This window comes from Sorangium sp. So ce406 (assembly GCF_051474675.1).
GTDB classification, from domain to species: Bacteria; Myxococcota_A; Polyangia; order Polyangiales; family Polyangiaceae; genus Sorangium; species Sorangium cellulosum_G.
The window spans coordinates 1,893,622-1,910,502 of sequence record NZ_CP150340.1 but is presented as its reverse complement, the minus strand read 5'-3'; the positions used below and the strand labels follow the sequence as shown (position 1 = coordinate 1,910,502).

Below are 16,881 nucleotides of genomic sequence, written 5' to 3'. Positions count from 1 at the left end.
GACACAGGGAGACGATGTCGCCTGATCGGCGCCGCGCGTGCCCGCGGTGGACCGCGAACCGGCGTCCGCACCGCGCCAGCACAGAGGCCGGCATCACCCCCCGCGCGCCAGGAGACCTCCGGCAGGCGCCCGGTGCGCCGGCGCGCGTTCCTCGGCCCTGCCGCTCCTGCCCCCGGAACGCTCGGACCTCTCGGCAAGGCCGCTCCCCTCGATCATTTCAGCCCTCCCTGAATGCACTGACGAGCCCGTATCGTAATCGAGTCGCGGTCTTACCGGCGACCCAGGGCTGACCTGCAGTGCCAATGGGGGGTCTCCCGATGCGCCTCCATGATCCCCGCAACGAAACCCTACACCGAAGCGCGCTCGCGTGGAAAGAGGAATTCGGCGTCACATCCGGCGAGCGCCGCTACTCGGAGATGCCGTGAGGAAGATCGCGAATCGGCAAGGGGGATCCGGCCCTGACGAGACAGCACGAGAGACGCAGAGAGGTACGCGCTGCAGAGTGCCTCTGTGTCCTTCGTGTTTCCGGAGGGAGGAATTTCTCGCCTGCGTCGCGCGGCGCGCGGGGCTAGGACGAAGAGCGCCGCTCCTGGAGGGAGCGCGAGTGCCGGAGGATCACCTCGAAGACCTCGGCGACGCCGTCGGGGTCGAGGCCGAGCTCGACGGCGCAGCGGCGGCGCGCCTCCATGAGCCGCGCCTCGCGCACGGGATCCCGGACCGCCGCGCCGATCGTGGCCTTGGCGCGCGCGGCGCGCTGGACGAGCTCGGAGCGGCGCGCGAGCAGCCCGACGAGCTCCTGATCCAGCTCGTCGATGAGCTCCCGCGTCTCGCGGAGCTCGGGGGAGAGCGAGCCGAGGTCGGGGATCGCGAGCGCGGCGATGTCCTCGGGCGCGGCGTCCTCGGTCGGGACGTCGAGGGTGCGGTCGATGGAGAGGAGCGCGTTGATGAGGCGGCGGCGCGCCTCGCCCGCGAACGGGTTCTCGCGGTGCAGCGCCGCGAACAGGTGGCCGGCGTCGACGCGCACCGTCTCGATCGTGTGCGCGATGCCCTGGAACGAGGGCGGCGCGTACGGGGCGCCCGCGGGCACGCCCGCGTCCAGCATGCCCTTCGCGATGAAGAACGCGAGCGCGTGCGTGAAGGCCATCACGCGATCGTGCTCGTCCGGGGCCTGCTCCAGCACCTGGCAGCCGATCCGCTCGAACAGCGCGACGACGCGGCGCACGGCGTCCGGGTGCGCCGGGTTCGGGCACACGACGGCGCGCAGCGGGCGCTCGCCGCGGGCGAGGCTCGCCGGGCCGAACAGCGGGTGCGTCGCCACCCACGGCCGGTGGGCGCCGATCACCTCGGCCATGGCGGCCGCCGGCACGGTCTTCACGCTGCCCACGTCGGCCACCACCTGGCCCGGCGCGAGGTGCGGCCGCAGCGACACGAGCGCCTCGCGCATCGCCGGGACGGGGACGGCGACGAGGACGAGGTCCGCGCCGTCCACGAGCTCCGGGATCGAGGCGGCCCGCGCGGCGTTCTGGATCTCGGCGCGAGGATCGAGCGCGCGCACCGCGATCCCGGCGTCGCGCAGCAGCGATCCGAGCGCCGCGCCGAAGCGGCCATACCCGAGGAATGCGACCTTGCCGATGCGCGCGGGCGGAGCGGAACCGCCCCCGGAATGCGGGAGAGTGTGCGCCATGCGGCGGATACTACGCCAGCCCGTCCAGGCCGACGCGACGTTTTCTCGACGCGGCCACGCGGCCATCACGCGCGCGTGCGCCTGCGCCCGCGGGATGGTCGCGCGCCGCTCTCCGGCTTCTCCATGCCCGCGCGGCGAGGGCGCGCGGCCGCGTCGATTCAGCGACGGCCGGCGGTCGCCGTCGGCGGCGCGGCCTCCTCCGGGCGCTCCGCCGACGGAGCGCCGGGCGCCCCGGAGCGCACCGCGGCCACGCCGAGGATCGCGATCAGCGACGCGATCGCCGCGATCACCGCGAGGCGCGCCGCGCTGCTCGCCCGGTCCGCCGCGCCCCGCTGCGAGGCCCTCGAGGACGCCGGCGCGCTCTGCCCGGCGCCCTCGTGCGGGGGGCGCGCCGGCGCGGCGCGCAGCCGCGCGTCGAACCCGAGCCCGAGGCCGATGGTGGGGAGCGAGGCGCGGGGGCGCGGGGGGAGCGTCGCGCCGAGCATCCGCGCGGCGCGCTGCGCGCGCTCCTGGCCGCTCGCCGAGGCGTGGGGGGCGAGCGCGAGCGCCAGCTCGGCCACGTTCGCGGGCCGCCGCGCCGGAACCTTCGCGAGGCAGCCGAGGAGGGCGCGCTCGACGGCGGGGGGGATGTCGGGCTGGAGCGCGCTCGGGAGCGCCGGCTCCGCGCCCTCGACGCGCAGCGCGAGATCGGCGAGCGAGCCCGCCTCGAACGGCGGCTGCCCGGTGAGGAGCCGGTAGAGGATCGCGCCGAGCGAATAGATGTCGGCGCGGGCGTCGACCGGCTGCGACGACCGCACCAGCTCCGGCGCCATGTAGAGGGCAGCGCCGAGCGCCTCCCGGGGCTGCGCCGGGTCGCCGCCGTCGCCCTCGCGCGCGCCGGGCAGCTCCTTCGCGATGCCGAGGTCGAGCACCTTCACCAGCGTCGCGCCCTCGGGCGTCGTCGTCAGGAGCAGGCTCGCCGGCTCGAGCGCGCGGTGGACGATCCCCGCGGCGTGCGCCTCGGCGATCGCCACGCAGGCCTGCAGCACGCAGTCGAGGGCCTCCGTGACGTCCAGCTGGCTCCCCTCGCGGAGCAGCTCGGAGAGGCCTCGTCCCTCGAGGTACTCCGTGACCGCGTAGGGCACGCCCGAGCCGAGCTGGCCGACGTCGAGCACCCGCGCGACGTGCTCGCCCTTGAGCTGCATCGCCGCGCGCGCCTCGCGGAGGAACCGCTCGGCGCGCGCCGGGGTGCAGTCGCCGGGCAGGAGCCTTATCGCGACCCGCTGTCCGCGAGCGAGGTGGCTGGCGGCGACCACCGTCTCGGTCCCGCCCCCGCCAAGGACCCGGTCGACCCGGTACTGCTCCGCGATCACGTCTCCTGCGATCACAGGTGCGTTCATCAAGGCTCCCCGAAGCACGCGCACGGGCTCAGGCGCGGCCGCCCCCCCGGACATGCGTAGGTCCACCCTAGCACATCGGCTCCCTGGATTGTCGGTCGTGCGTGAGGACGGCCGGGCTCGGTGTGATGACGGCGACGCGTGCACGGGCGGCGACGCCTGTCGCGCCGGCGCCTGCGCCGGCATCCCGTCGAGCGCCGGAGCGTGCGGAGGCGGCGAGGGCGGCGGGGCAGACGCCGGGGCCGGCCCCGTCGACGCCGGCAGCGACGCCGCGGCCGCCGAGGAGGATGGCGGCCCCGAGGAAGACGCCGGCGCCACCCCGGAGCCGGGCGACGAGGTCACCCCGCCGGGCGGCTGCAGCGCGGCGGGCTCGAAGGACGACGGGTGGACGGCCGCCGTCGCCGGCCTGGGGCTGCTCCTCGCCTCGCGCCGCAGGCGAACGATCGGCGCCCCCCGCTCTCGGTAACAAGCCCGTCCGACAGGCCTGCTCGCCCGCGCGACGCGGGGCCGGCCGCGCAGCGCGCAGCGCGAGGTGCGATGGGCTGAAGACGTCTCGATGAGATATCCCTCCAGGGGCCTTTCACGGCAGGCGCGCGCTCCCGGCCTGCCGCGAAAGCGCGGACTTCCCAGCTCGCACGCCCGCGCCCCGTGCTTTACATTGCCCCGCGTCGCGCGAGGGGGAACGCGTATGACTCGGGTGGAAGCGGCTGAGATCCACCGCTGCGGTCGCTTCCTGCTCCGCAGGCTGACGATCGCTGGCAAGGCGGTGGTGCAGAAGACCGTCCGGGGAAGCCATCCGGCCCCGGGCGCAGCAGCCCTCCTGCTCCGGGAGCACGCCTTCCTGCGCCGGCTCGATGCGCCGGGGGTCGCGCGGCCGCTCGCGCTCGAGGGCACCGAGGCCGCGCCCGTGCTCGTCCTCGAGGACGCAGGCCCCGAGGACCTGGAGCGACGGCTCGCCCGGGGGCCGCTCGCGCTGGAGGCGTTCTTCCACGTCGCCATCGCGCTCGCCGACACCTGCGCGCGCGTCCACGGCGGCGGCGTGGTCCACCGCGCGATCGCCCCTGGCCGCGTGGTCCTCGGCGCGGATGGGCAGGTCACCCTCGTCCACTTCGCGGACGCGGCCGAGCTCACGAGCGTGCCCGGCGCCGTGGAGATCGAGACGCTGAGGGCGCTGCCCTTCATGTCCCCCGAGCAGCTCGGGCGGATGAACCGGTTCGTGGACTGGCGCTCCGACCTGTACGCGCTGGGCGCGACGTTCCACGCCATGCTCACCGGCGCGCCGCCGTTCCGCGACGCCGATCCGCTCGCGCTCGTGCACGCCCACATGGCGAGGAGCCCCGTGCCCCCGCACGTGGTGAGCCCCCACGTCCCGGCGGCGCTCTCCGGCATCGTGCAGCGGCTGCTCGCGAAGATGCCGGAGCTGCGGTACCAGAGCGCCGAGAGCCTCGCCGACGACCTGCGCGAGGCGCGGCGGCGATGGTCGACCGCGGGCGCCATCGCGCCCTTCGAGCTCGGCCGTCTCGACCTCGCGCGGCGGCTCCCGCTGCCCGAGCGCCTGTTCGGGCGCGAGCGCGAGCTCGCCGCGCTGCGCGGCGCGCTCGACCGCGTGTCGCGCGGCGGGACGGAGCTCGCGCTGGTGACCGGGGAAGCGGGCATCGGCAAGACCGCCCTCGTCGAGGCGCTGCGCGACACCATCGCCGAGCGTGGCGGGCGGTTCATCGCGGGCAAGTTCGATCTGCGCGCCGCGAACGTGCCCTACTCGTCCGTGGTCGAGGCGCTCTGCGGCCTCGCGGACGCGCTCCGCGCCGAGCCGGAGGAGCGCCGCGCAGCGCTCAGGGACGCGGTGGGCGAGCCGTGCCGCGCGCTCGGCGAGCTCTGCCCGGCGCTGGCCGAGCTCTTCGGTGAGCTCCCCGAGCTGCCCGCCGTGGATCCGATGCGCGCCGAGCGCCGCTTCCTCCTCGCGGTCCAGGCGTTCGTGCGCGCCGTGGCCAGCCAGCGGCCGCCGCTCGCGATCTTCCTCGACGACCTCCAGTGGACCGACGCGGCGTCGCTCCGCGTCCTCCGCGCCCTCGCCGCGGACCCGAGCAGCGAGCGCGTGCTCCTGCTCGCCGCGTACCGGCCGCTGGCGCTGGGCCTCATGCACCCGCTCCACGCGACCCTCGAGGATCTCCGGCAGGCGCAGGGCGCCGCGATCACCCGCCTCGCGCTCGGGCCGCTCGACGTCGAGGCGGTCGTCGCGCTGCTCGCCGAGGCGCTCCGCTGCGCGCCCGAGCGGGCGCGGCCGCTCGCCGAGCTCATCCTCGCCAAGACCGCGGGCAACCCGTTCTTCATCCGCCAGCTCGTCCGGTCGCTCCAGGAGCAAGGGCTGCTCGTGTTCGACGCGGACCGCGCGACGTGGACCTGGGACATCGGCCGGATCGAGCGGATCGGGGTCACCGACAACGTGGTCCGGCTCATGACGGAGTCCGTCCGCAAGCTGCCCGAGCAGGCGCAGGAGCTCCTGCAGGTCGCCGCGTGCATCGGCAAGCGCGCGGAGATCAGGACCGCCGCGGCGGTGTCGGGCCGATCGATCGACGAGGCGACCGCGGCGCTCGGCCAGCCGCTCCGCGAGGGGCTCCTCGTGCCCGACAGCGCGCGCGAGCGCGAGGCGGAGCTCGCGGTCCGGTTCGCCCACGATCGCGTCCAGCAGACCGCCTACGAGCTCGCGCCGGAGGCGCGGCGGCAGGAGCTGCACCTGGCGATCGGCCGCTTCCTCGAGGCCTCGTGCGACGGCGGGGAGGACGGCGCGCTGTTCGACGCTGTCGACCAGCTCAACCTCGGCGCCGCGCTGCTCGACGACGACCAGCGCGACCACCTCGCGCGGCTGAACCACCGCGCCGGCGTCAAGGCGCGGCGCGCCGCGGCGTTCGGCCCGGCGCTCGAGTACTTCCGCAGCGGCATCCGGCTGCTGCCGGAGGGTGCGCCCCGCGCGCGGCGCGAGCTCTGGATCGCCCTCCGCCGCGACGCCGCGGAGTGCGCCGCGCTGACCGATCGGCACGCCATGGCCCGCGCGCTCGTCGAGGAGGGGCTCCGCCGCGCGACGTCCACCGCCGAGCGGGCCGAGCTCGAGGCGATCCGCCTCATGAGCGCGACGATCACCGGCGAGCACGCGCTGGCGCTCGGGTGGGGGCGCGAGGCGATGCGCGCCGGCTTCGGGGTCGAGCTGCCCGCGGCGGGCCTCGACGAGGAGATCGCGGCGCAGCGGCGGGCGATCGCCGCGCGCCTCGGGGCGCGCCCGCCCGCGTCGCTCGTCGACCTACCGCGCCTGACCAGCCCCGAGGGGCGGGCGTACATGAAGATCCTCGCCGGGATGCTGGCGCCCGCCTGGTTCGCGGACCGGAAGCAGCTCCTGCTCCTCACCCTGCTCGGCGTCCGCTTCACGCTGGAGCACGGCAACTCGAGCGAGGCGATCCTCCCTTACGCAGCGCACGCGATGTTCCTGGCGGCCGAGGGCGCGCTGCAGAGCGCCGAGGGCTTCGGCCGGCTCGCCGTGGAGCTCGCGCGGCGGTTCGAGGATTGCGCGCAGGAGACAACAGCGCTGTACATGTACAACGACTTCGTACGCCCGTGGATCGCGCCGCTCGCGTCGTGCGCGGCGCAGAGCCGCGAGGTCGTCGCCCGGGGCATGTCGTGCGGCGAGCTCCGCTTCGCCTCCTACGCGCACACGGGGATCGTCGAGCACTCGTTCGCCGCGGGGGTCGAGCTCGATCGGGTGCTCGTCGATCTGGACGACGCGCTCGCGTTCAGCCGGCAGACCGGCAACCGATCCACGCTCCTCTACCAGCTCGCCTACCGGCAGACCATCCGGTGCCTCAAGGGGCTCACGCGGGGCCGCAACGCGATCGACGACGACGAGTTCGACGAGCGGGCCTTCCTCGCGGAGGCGCAGCGAGAGCCGCCGGCGAGCTGCGTGTACCACATCCTGCGCCTCGCCACCTCGTACGCGTTCCGGGATCGGGCGCAGGCCCTCGCGCACGCCGACGCGGCGATCCCGTACATGCACTTCATGGGGGGCTACATCCCCGAGTGCCAGCACGCGTACTTCACCGCGCTCACGCTGCTCTGGCGGTGCGACGGGGCCGACGAGCAGGAGAGGGCCGCGCTGCTCGCGCGCGTGGCCGAGCTGCGGCGCGCCCTCCAGCGGTGGGAGCGCGGCTGCGCGGAGAACTTCCGGTCGAGGCGCCTCCTCGTCGACGCGGAGATCGCCCGCGTCGAGCGCCGGTTCGAGGCCGCCGCCGCGCGGTACGACGAGGCCATCGAGGCGGCAACGCGCGCGGGGTTCCTCCACGGGGCGGCGTTCAGCAACGAGCTGGCCGGGCGCTTCTATCACGGGCTCGGCCGGGCGCGGATCGCGGCCATGTACCTGCGCGCCGCGCGGCAGGGGTTCGACCGCTGGGGGGCCACGGAGAAGGCGCGCGCGCTCGCGGACGAGTTCAGCCTCAGCGCGCCCGGCGAGGATCCCGAGCTCGCCGAGGAGCGCTTGCCCGCGGCCGCCCTCGACGCGCTCAGCCTGCTCAAGGCCGCCGAGACCCTCTCGGGCGAGATCGTGCTCGATCGGCTGCTCGAGAAGCTCCTCGGCGTCTGCCTGGAGGCCGCCGGCGCGCAGCGCGGCGCGCTCGTGTTCGAGGAGGAGGGGGAGCTCTTCGTGCAGGCCGTGGGCCGCGTCGCGGCGCCGGTCTCCATCGCGCGCACGCCGCTCGCCGGGTCGCGCGAGGTCCCGGCGAAGGTCGTCGAGCGCGCGCACGCGACGCAGGAGATCCTCGTGAGCGACGACGCGGCCGGCGATCCGGCGCTCGCCGGCGATCCCTACTTCGCCGAGGGCGGCTCGAGGTCGGTGCTGGTCCTGCCGATCCGCCGGAACGAGGCCCGGCTCGGGGTCGTCTACCTCGAGAACAAGCTCGCCACGCGCGCGTTCACGCGCGACCGCGTCCACGTGCTGGAGCTCCTGTCCGACCAGATCGCGATCGCCCTCGAGAACGCCCGGCTCTACCGCGAGGCGCAGCGCGCGGTCCGCGTCCGCGACGACTTCCTCAGCGTCGCGTCGCACGAGCTGAGGACGCCCGTCACCTCCCTGCGCCTCGGCCTCCAGTCGATGCTCCGGCGCAACGACCTCGCGCCCGAGGAGCACCTCACGCGCGGCCTGCACAGGATGGACCGGCAGGTGCAGCGGCTCGTCCGGCTGATCGACGATCTCCTGGACGTCTCGCAGCTCCACACCGGCCGGCTGGAGCTGCACGTGGAGCCGGTCGACCTCGCGGAGGCCGTGGGCGACGTCGTGGAGCGGCTCGGCGCGCGCATCGCGCAATCGGGCTCGACCGTGAGCGTGCGCGCGGAGCCGTCAGTCGTGGGCTCGTGGGACAGGAGCAGGCTGGAGCAGGTGATCTCGAACCTGCTCGACAACGCCCTCAAGTTCGGCGCGGGCGCGCCGATCGAGATCGCGGTCGCGCGCAGGAACGGCACGGCAGAGCTCGTGGTGCAGGACCACGGCATCGGGATCCCGGCCGAGCGGCTCCCGCACGTGTTCGAGCGGTTCGAGCGGGCCGTGTCGAGCCGCCATTTCGGGGGGCTCGGCCTCGGGCTCCACGTGGTGAAGAGCATCGTGGAGGCGCTCGGCGGGGCGGCGCGCGCGGACAGCCGCCCGGGCGAGGGGGCGCGGATCACGGTGGAGCTGCCCTGCGACGTCGCAGGCAGCGCCGGCGGTGCTCGGCGGCCTGCCGCCTGAGGCGAACCGCCCCGGGGGAGGCGCTACGGCCTGCGCGCCGGCTGCTGCGGGACCATCAGGATGTACGGCGTCTCCGGCTCCTCGCCCGGCGGCACCGCCTGCGGCGCGGGGGCGCCCTTCTCCCCCAGGCTCCGGATGAAGCGGTACATCGCCACGAGATCGCCCTCGTGCATGGTCACGTAGTTCAGCCAGGGCATCGGCGGGCGGCCGGCGGCCGCGCGGAACATCTGCACCCACGCCTCCTCGCTGAGGTTCTGGGCGGTGATCCGGAGGTTCGCCGCGTAGCTCGTCCCCCACGGACCCCGGTAGCCGACGTCGTTGCCCGTGAGCCACTCCGAGGCCGGGAGCCTGCCGCTCGAGCGGTCCCAGCCGGGCGTGTGGCAATCGTTGCACCCGCCCACGAGGATCAGGTACCGGCCGGCCTCCTCCGGGCTCGACGCTTTCACGTACGGCGAGCTCTCGGGCTGGGCGAAGGCCGCACACCCGATCACCGCCGCCAGCGCCGCGACCGGCAGCCCGCGCACAGCCCAGCGCGCCGCGCGCGCCCGCGCGGCGGAGGAGGAGGTCACGTCAGTTCGCATTGCGCTCCCCATGCCAGCCATTCCATCCGTAGTGCAGCGAGCGTGCCGGGCCGCAGCGCGGCGCGCGGCGGAACGCGTCCGCCGGCGTCGGACGCGCGGTGGATCCTACGTCGCAAACGTCGACAGCGTCTCGCGCGTCGCGCACGTCGCGCGCCGCGTCGCGCCGGCGCGCTGCGCGCTCATCCGCCGCGGGCGGCGCGGGACCGCCGGCGCGGCGCCCCCATGAGCGGCCGGAGGCCGTTCACGCAGGCGAGGACCGCGGAGCCGTTGTTCATGAGCGTCGCCATGACCGGGTTCAGCAGCCCGGGGATCGACAGCGCGTACGCGGCCGCGTTCACGGCGAGGATCATCGAGAAGTTCTGGTGGATGATGCGCATCGCGGCGCGCGATATGTCGATCGCCTCGACGAGCTTGGACAGATCGTCCTCCACGAGGACGACGCCCGCCGTCTCCCGGGCGATCTCCGCGCCCGCGGAGACGGAGATGCCGATATCGGCGTACGAGAGCGCCGGCGAGTCGTTGATGCCGTCCCCGACGACCGCGACCGTGCGGCCCTCCTGCGTGAGCCGGCGCGTGATCTCCGCCTTGTCCTCGGGCAGCATCTCCGCGAAGAACCGCGTGATCCCGAGCTCGAGGGCCACCTGTCGGGCCACCTCGCGGCTGTCGCCCGTCAGCATGACGATGTCGTCGATCCCGCGCTCGCGCAGGCTCCGGATCGTCGCGCGGCTCTCGGCCCGGATCGCGTCGCGGTAGGCGAGCGTGGCGACGTGCCGCCCGTCGACGGCGAGGAAGAGGAGCGATTTCGCCGTCGACTCGAGCGCCTGCCTGGCGCTGGCCTCGGTGCGGCAGGCGATGCCGAGCTCCTCGATGAAGCGCGGGCTGCCGAGCTGCACGACCCTGCCGAGGACCCTCGCCTGCACCCCCCGGCCGACGAGGTATCGCGACTCCTCCCGGTCCGGGATCGACAGCCGCCACGCGTCGGCGAGCCGCAGCACCGCCTGCGAGACGGGGTGGGTCTGCCGCGCGGACACCGCGGCCGCCAGCGTCGCCGCCTCGCGCTCGGACAGGGCGTCGTGGACGAGGAAGTCCGTGACCTCGGGGACGCCGGAGGTCAGCGTGCCCGTCTTGTCGAACACCACGGTCGACACCTTCGCGAGCTTCTCGATGTAGGCGCCGCCCTTGATGAGGATCCCGCGGCGCGCCGCGGCGTTCATCGAGGCGAGGACCGTGGTCGGCGCCGAGACGCGCGGGCCGGTGCCGAAGTCGATCGTCAGGATCGCGGACACGCGGCCGAGATCGCGCGTGGCCGCGAGCACGACGGCCGAGCAGGCGAGCGCCGGCGGGACGAGGCGGTCCGCCACGACCTCCGCGTAGTTCTGCGCGCGCGTCTCCAGCGCGGGCGCGCTCTCGATGAGCCGCGCCGTGCTCGCGGCGGTCGTGTCGCCGCCGACGCGCTCGGCGCGGATGTACAGCTTGCCGTCCTTGATGGCGGTCGCCGCGAAGCAGCGGTCGCCGGGGCCCTTGAGCACGGGCATCGACTCGCCGGTCAGCGACTGCTGGTCGACGAGCCCCTCCCCGTCCGTGACCGTGCCGTCGACCGGGATCACCGAGCCGGTGTAGACGACGAGGACGTCGCCCACGGCGAGCTCGGCCACCGGGACCTGCACCTTGGCGTCGCCGCGGACCACCCACGCGAGGTCCTTCTGGTACCCGAGCAGGCCGACGATCGCGCGCCGGGCGCGGGCCTGGGTGCGGTCGCGGATGTGGTCGCCGAGCGTGACGAGCCAGATGATCCCGGCGGCGTTGATCGCGTCCCCGGTCGCCACGGCCGAGGCGATCGCGAGGCTGTCGAGCAGGTCGACGTTGAGCTTGCGCTGCCGCACCACCGAGTCCCACGCCCGCTTGAAGATGGGCGCGCACGTCGCGGCGATGAACGGGTACGCGAGCAGCGGCGAGACGAAGCCGAGCGAGAAGAGCATCCCGGCGCTCGAGAGGTAGAGCGGGCGCCGCGCGACGGCGGACGCGCGGCGCGCCTCCCGGGCGTGGCGGGCGACGCGCAGCGCCCCGCGCGGGGCCGGCGCGGCGGAGGCCTGGGCGGCGGCGCGCACGATGGCGGCGACGTCCGCCTGCCGCGGGTCGTGCTCGACGACGGCGCTCGCCGCGCCCTCGGCGAGGCGCACGGACAGGACCCCCGGCACGGCGGTGAGCCCCGCCTCGAGCAGCGGGCCGAACGCCGCGTCCCGGCGGAGGCGCGGGAGCCGCAGGCGGACCCTGCCCGGGATCGCGTGGACGACGTCGACGCTGCCCGCGCGGTCCACGACCGAGAGGACGGAGGCCGGCTCGGCCCCGCTCGACGGAAGCGCTGCCATCGTCACACCGCCTCGCCGCCGGTGGGCGCCCCCGAGCTCGCGAGGAAGCCCTGGATGCGGCCGTGGTTCAGCACCACGAACGCGTCGAATCCGTACTTGACCAGCGTGATCCAGTGAGGCGCGCTCGGGGCGCGCCGCAGGAGCACCTGGAGCAGCCCGGAGCCGACGAGGAGCCCGGGGATCACGAGCTTGAGATCGACCTGCGGCGGCGGGACGACCTGCGACGCCGCGTTCAGCCGGTCCACGGCCTTGACCACGAGGCGCGCCGTCCGTCCCGGGCTCGGCGGCTCGACCGGCCCGGCGCAGCGCGGCGGCGGGGGCGCGAGCTCGTCGAGCGAGCCGCAGCCGCAGCCGGAGAGCTCGGGGATGTGCGCGAGCTCGGAGAGGACGTCCTCGAGCGGGACGTCCGGCTCGTGCTCGACGGTGAGGCTCGCGGCCCACGCGTTCTCCCGCGCGTCGACGACGCTCGGACACGCGCGCGCCAGCTCCGCGATCTCCGCCGCCCGCGCCGGGTCCCGGCGGAGGGCGGGGACGCCGAGGCGCGCGCGCCCTGGAATGCAGTGAATGATGAAGACCCCTCGATCGCTCGGCATGGCACACCTCCCGGCCGGCGGAGGCCGGGTCACCAGGACAGCCCTCTCCTCAGCGCGCGGGCGGCTCCATCTCGACGCGCACCCCGGCGTCGGCGCTCTGCTGCTGCCGCGCCATCTCGTCCTTCACCTCGGCGACGAGGTCGGCGAGCCGCTCCCTGCCCTCGCCGAGCGCGCCCTTGACCCTCTCGAACGCGACGAAGCCGAGCCGCATGGCCCGCTTGACGGTCGGACGGGTGATCCTCGTCAAGCTGGCGAGACCAACACCGATGATGATGCCGAGCCCGAGGCGTTCCATCTCCCCTCCTCTCCTCGAATTACACGACCGGCGGCGCCGACAGGCGCGCGCCGCGGACGCATGGAATCACGGAATCACAGAATCATGAGATGACAGAGCATTTGAACCACAGAGGCACAGAGGGCACAGAGGGAGAGAGTCAGAGCGAGAATCTCGCTCTCCGCGCCTCGGCGCGGCTGGTCCTCTGGAGTCCGAGCCGCGCGGGGCGCCAGGGCCGCGCCGCGCGGCCACGACCTGGACGGGCGCACCCGCGCTGGCGGCGGCGCCGGATCCGGGATCATGAGAGGCCGCCTTCGAGCAAAACCCCCTGCTTCCGCGCCTTCCGTGAGAGCACCCACAGGAATTTGTAACACCCTAGTCGCTCGATCGCCACGTACATTTCATGTCCACTCGACACCTGACTTACGTGCTGGCGGAGCGTCCTGTCCGGACCTCCGGGGCGAGGGGCGCCGCCACGTCGGCCGCCTCGCTGGGCGCGAGTCCGCGCTGGTCGGGCGCGGGGCCGCGGGGCGCCCGGTTGTCCGTCGCTTCCAGCCGGCGAGCGACCGTGGTAAATTTGTGGACATGCAAGCGGGGCAGCACGAAGAGCCCGCGAAGGAGGGCGGCGGCTCTCTGATCGCGGCGCTCCTGGCGGAGGCGGGGGTCGCGCCGGCCAGCGACGCGTACGAGGGCGTCAAGCGGGGCATGGAGGTCGCGCTGGGCAAGGCGGTCCGCCGGCCGGAGGACGGCGCGGGGATCGACAACGCCCTGGTCGACCTGTGGATCGCCGAGATCGACCAGCGGCTGTCGCGCCAGATCGACGAGATCCTGCACCACCCGGTGTTCCAGCGGCTGGAGGCCGCGTGGCGCGGGCTCAAGTTCGCGATCGATCACATCGACTTCCGCGAGAACATCCGGGTCGAGGTCCTCAATTGCTCGAAGGAGGATCTGCTCGCGGATTTCGAGGATTCGTCCGAGGTGGTGAGGAGCGGCCTTTACAAGATCGTCTATTCCTCGGAGTTCGGCTCCTTCGGCGGCAAGCCGTTCGCGGCCGTCATCTCGAACTACGAGTTTGGCCCCGGGCCCCAGGACATCGTGCTCCTCCAGAAATGCGCGGCGGTGGCGACGATGGCGCACGCGCCGTTCCTGGCCGTCGCTGGCCCGCAGTTCTTCGGGCTCACGGACTACCGGAAGGTGCCGCACCTCGGCGACGTCAAGGCGCTCTTCGAGGGGCCGCAGTACGTGAAGTACACCGCGTTCCGCGAGTCCGAGGACGCGCGCTACGTGGGCCTGCTCCTCCCGCGCTTCCTCTTGCGCCTGCCGTACGGCGCGAGCACCGTCCCGGTCAAGGCGTTCTCGTACGAGGAGGACGTCGTCGGCGACCACGCGGCCTACTGCTGGGGCGCCCCGACGTACGCCATGGCGACCCGGCTCGCCGAGAGCTTCGCGCGCCACCGCTGGTGTCTGCACATCATCGGGCCGCAGTCGGGCGGCACGGTCGAGGGGCTCACGCTCCACGAGTACGAGGCGCTGGGCGCGATCCAGACGAAGATCCCGACCGAGATCATGCTGACCGAGCGCCGCGAGTTCGAGCTCAGCGAGGAGGGCTTCATCGGGCTCACGTTCCGGAAGGACACCGACAACGCCTGCTTCTTCTCCGCGAACTCCGTGCAGAAGCCCAAATTCTTCGGCCAGAGCGAGGAGGGGCGCACCGCGGAGGTCAATTACCGGCTCGGCACGCAGCTACCGTACATCTTCCTGGTCAGCCGGCTCGCGCACTACCTCAAGGTGATGCAGCGGGAGCAGATCGGCACATGGAAGGAGCGCGCCGATCTCGAGCGCGAGCTGAACGGCTGGCTGAGCCAGTACGTCGCGGACATGGATGTCGTGTCGCCCGCCGTGCGCTCGCGCAGGCCGCTCCGCAAGGCGCGGACCGCGGTGACCGAGGTCGAGGGGAGCGCGGGCTGGTACCGGGTGCACCTCGAGGTGCGCCCGCACCTCAAGTACATGGGGGCTTACTTCACCCTGAGCCTGATGGGAAAGCTCGACAAGGAGTGATGTAGCCCGCGCTCCAGGACGGACGTGCGGTCACGGACCGCGCATCACGCGGATCGTGGTAAAGCGCCGCATGCGCACGCAACGACAGCCTGGAGCTCTCCTCGCGATCACCCTGGCCCTCTCTGCGCTGCCGGCCTGCGGCCCCGCCGCGAGCCCGCCGCCGCTCCCCGCCGGCGGCGCCAAGGCGACACCTGCGCCGCCCGCGCCGCAGGGCCTGCCGGTCGTCGAGACGCGGCTCGAGAACGTCGGGCTCGACGAGTCCGCCCTCGATCGCTCCGCGAACCCCTGCGAGGACTTCTACCAGTTCGCCTGCGGCGGGTGGCTGGCGAAGGCGGCGATCCCGGGGGACGAGCCTTACTGGATGCGGAGCTTCAACGAGATCGAGAAGCGCAACGAGGCGGAGCTGCGGCGCATCCTCGAGGAGGCCGCGCAGGCCGGCGACCGGGATCCGGTGAGCAAGAAGATCGGGGCCTACTACGGGGCGTGCATGGACGAGGCCGCGGTCGAGGCCGCCGGCGTGAAGCCGATCGCGGACCTCCTCGCGAAGGCGCGGCGGGTGCGCGACGCGAAGGGCATCGGGGCGCTCGTCACCGAGCTCCACGGCCGCGGCATCTGGGCGCTGTTCGACATCGCCGCCGCGCAGGACATGAAGGACGCGACGCGCGTCATCGCGCAGCTCGACCAGAGCGGGCTCGGCCTGCCGGACCGCGATTACTACCTCAACGAGGACGACAAATCGAAGGCGCTCCGCAGGACGTATGAAGAGCACGTCGCGCGGATGATGCGGCTCGCCGGCGCGCAGGAGGCCGCGGCGAGGAAGGCGGCGGCCGACGTGATGCAGATCGAGACCGAGCTCGCGAAGATCTCGAAGACGCGGGTCGAGCGGCGGGATCCGAAGGGGCTTTACAACAAGCTGGACCGGGCGGCGCTCGCGAAGGCGTCGCCGGATTTCCCGTGGGACGCGTACTTCCAGGGGCTCGGCCGCCCCGACGTCAAGGAGGTCAACGTGACCTCCGTGCGCTTCTTCGAGGGGCTCTCGCGGCTGCTCAAGGCGGCGAAGCCCGCCGCGTGGCAGAATTACCTGGCGTGGCACGTGGTGCGCTCGATGGCGCCCGCGCTGCCCAAGGCGTTCGTCGACGAGAGCTTCACGCTGCGCGCAGCGCTCACGGGGCAGCAGGAGGAGCGGCCGCGCTGGAAGCGGTGCGTGAGCGCGACCGACGACGCGCTCGGCGAGCTGCTCGCGCAGCCGTTCGTCAAGACGAGCTTCCCCGGCGAGAGCAAGCCGGCGGCCGAGGCGATGGTGCGCGAGATCAGCGGCGCGTTCGGGCGCGAGGTCCGGTCGCTCGACTGGATGGATGAGGGGACGAAGCAGCGCGCGCTCGCGAAGCTCGGCGCGATGGCGTACCTCATCGGGTATCCCGACAAGTGGAGGACGTACGACTTCGAGGTCGATCCGAAGGAGTACGCGAAGAACGAGCTCGCGTCGCGCGCCTTCGACGTCCGCTGGCACCTCGGGAAGATCGACAAGCCGGTCGACCGCGACGAGTGGCAGATGAGCCCGCCCACCGTGAACGCCTATTACGACCCGCAGCGGAATCACATGGTGTTCCCCGCCGGCATCCTTCAGCCGCCGTTCTACAGCGTGACGTCGGGCGTGGCGGTGAACCTCGGCGGCATCGGCATGGTGGTCGGGCACGAGCTCACGCACGGGTTCGACGACGAGGGGTCGCAGTTCGACGCGAAGGGCAACCTGGAGGACTGGTGGGCGAAGGAGGTCGGGGCGGCGTTCAGGGAGAAGACCGGCTGTGTCGAGGCGCAGTATTCGGCCTACGAGGCGCTGCCGGGGCTCAAGGTGAACGGCAAGCTGACGCTCGGCGAGAACATCGCGGACCTCGGGGGCCTGAAGCTCGCGTTCATGGCGTACCGGGAGATGCGCAAGGGCGCGGCGGAGCAGACGGTGGCGGGCGGGCTCACGGAAGATCAGCAGTTCTTCCTGGCGCACGGGCAGTCCTGGTGCGGCCAGATGCGCGACGAGGCGCTGCGGCTGATGGTGCAGGTGAACCCGCACTCCCCGCCGCGCTTCCGCGTGAACGGGCCGCTCGCGAACCTCCCGGAGTTCGGCGAGGCCTTCAAGTGCGCGCCCGGCACGCCGATGCGGCCGACCCGCACGTGCGCGGTCTGGTAG

10 protein-coding genes are annotated in these 16,881 nt (G+C 73.6%); 4 read left to right on the top strand and 6 right to left on the bottom strand.

The features are described 5' to 3' along the window. Nucleotides 1-568: 568 nt before the first annotated feature. Nucleotides 569-1,684, bottom strand: coding sequence for a prephenate dehydrogenase/arogenate dehydrogenase family protein (locus WME96_RS07035; protein WP_433934328.1), 1,116 nt, complete (start codon nucleotides 1,682-1,684; stop codon nucleotides 569-571). 158 nt (nucleotides 1,685-1,842) lie between these two features. Further along, nucleotides 1,843-3,063 (bottom strand): serine/threonine-protein kinase, encoded by a 1,221-nt coding sequence (locus WME96_RS07030; protein ID WP_437289396.1) that lies wholly within the window; start codon nucleotides 3,061-3,063, stop codon nucleotides 1,843-1,845. A 97-nt stretch (nucleotides 3,064-3,160) separates the two neighbouring features. On the opposite strand from WME96_RS07030, the gene WME96_RS07025 reads away from it, so the two are divergent. Both WME96_RS07025 and WME96_RS07020 read left to right on the top strand, forming a co-directional pair. Then, a complete protein-coding gene (locus WME96_RS07025; RefSeq protein ID WP_437289395.1) occupies nucleotides 3,161-3,526 on the top strand; it encodes an MYXO-CTERM sorting domain-containing protein in 366 nt (121 codons plus the stop codon). Between the two features lie 222 nt (nucleotides 3,527-3,748). Next, nucleotides 3,749-8,821, top strand: coding sequence for a sensor histidine kinase (locus WME96_RS07020; protein WP_437289394.1), 5,073 nt, complete (start codon nucleotides 3,749-3,751; stop codon nucleotides 8,819-8,821). A 23-nt stretch (nucleotides 8,822-8,844) separates the two neighbouring features. On the opposite strand, the gene WME96_RS07015 is transcribed toward WME96_RS07020, so the two are convergent. The 4 genes from WME96_RS07015 to WME96_RS07000 all read right to left on the bottom strand — a co-directional run bounded on the left by WME96_RS07015 (nucleotide 8,845) and on the right by WME96_RS07000 (nucleotide 12,659). Beyond that, nucleotides 8,845-9,402, bottom strand: coding sequence for a cytochrome C (locus tag WME96_RS07015; RefSeq protein ID WP_437289393.1), 558 nt, complete (start codon nucleotides 9,400-9,402; stop codon nucleotides 8,845-8,847). Between the two features lie 179 nt (nucleotides 9,403-9,581). After that, nucleotides 9,582-11,771, bottom strand: a complete 2,190-nt coding sequence (locus WME96_RS07010; RefSeq protein ID WP_437289392.1) for a heavy metal translocating P-type ATPase — start codon at nucleotides 11,769-11,771, stop codon at nucleotides 9,582-9,584. Between the two features lie 2 nt (nucleotides 11,772-11,773). Next, nucleotides 11,774-12,364 carry a hypothetical protein gene (locus tag WME96_RS07005; protein ID WP_437289391.1) on the bottom strand — a complete coding sequence of 197 codons (591 nt, stop codon included), beginning with the start codon at nucleotides 12,362-12,364 and terminating at the stop codon, nucleotides 11,774-11,776. 49 nt (nucleotides 12,365-12,413) lie between these two features. Then, nucleotides 12,414-12,659, bottom strand: a complete 246-nt coding sequence (locus WME96_RS07000) for a hypothetical protein (protein WP_437289390.1) — start codon at nucleotides 12,657-12,659, stop codon at nucleotides 12,414-12,416. 564 nt (nucleotides 12,660-13,223) lie between these two features. Here WME96_RS07000 and tssC point away from each other — a divergent pair. Beyond that, nucleotides 13,224-14,696 carry a type VI secretion system contractile sheath large subunit gene (tssC, locus tag WME96_RS06995; protein ID WP_437289389.1) on the top strand — a complete coding sequence of 491 codons (1,473 nt, stop codon included), beginning with the start codon at nucleotides 13,224-13,226 and terminating at the stop codon, nucleotides 14,694-14,696. A 70-nt stretch (nucleotides 14,697-14,766) separates the two neighbouring features. Further along, nucleotides 14,767-16,881, top strand: coding sequence for a M13 family metallopeptidase (locus WME96_RS06990; RefSeq protein WP_437289388.1), 2,115 nt, complete (start codon nucleotides 14,767-14,769; stop codon nucleotides 16,879-16,881).

What these genes read in the sequence shown, in the direction of transcription:
- WME96_RS07035 (WP_433934328.1), bottom strand. Translation starts at nt 1,684, where the DNA reads ATGGCGCACACTCTCCCGCATTCCGGGGGCGGTTCCGCTCCGCCCGCG.
- WME96_RS07030 (WP_437289396.1), bottom strand. Translation starts at nt 3,063, where the DNA reads ATGAACGCACCTGTGATCGCAGGAGACGTGATCGCGGAGCAGTACCGG.
- WME96_RS07020 (WP_437289394.1), top strand. Translation starts at nt 3,749, where the DNA reads ATGACTCGGGTGGAAGCGGCTGAGATCCACCGCTGCGGTCGCTTCCTG.
- WME96_RS07015 (WP_437289393.1), bottom strand. Translation starts at nt 9,402, where the DNA reads ATGCGAACTGACGTGACCTCCTCCTCCGCCGCGCGGGCGCGCGCGGCG.
- WME96_RS07010 (WP_437289392.1), bottom strand. Translation starts at nt 11,771, where the DNA reads ATGGCAGCGCTTCCGTCGAGCGGGGCCGAGCCGGCCTCCGTCCTCTCG.
- WME96_RS07005 (WP_437289391.1), bottom strand. Translation starts at nt 12,364, where the DNA reads ATGCCGAGCGATCGAGGGGTCTTCATCATTCACTGCATTCCAGGGCGC.
- WME96_RS07000 (WP_437289390.1), bottom strand. Translation starts at nt 12,659, where the DNA reads ATGGAACGCCTCGGGCTCGGCATCATCATCGGTGTTGGTCTCGCCAGC.
- tssC (WP_437289389.1), top strand. Translation starts at nt 13,224, where the DNA reads ATGCAAGCGGGGCAGCACGAAGAGCCCGCGAAGGAGGGCGGCGGCTCT.
- WME96_RS06990 (WP_437289388.1), top strand. Translation starts at nt 14,767, where the DNA reads ATGCGCACGCAACGACAGCCTGGAGCTCTCCTCGCGATCACCCTGGCC.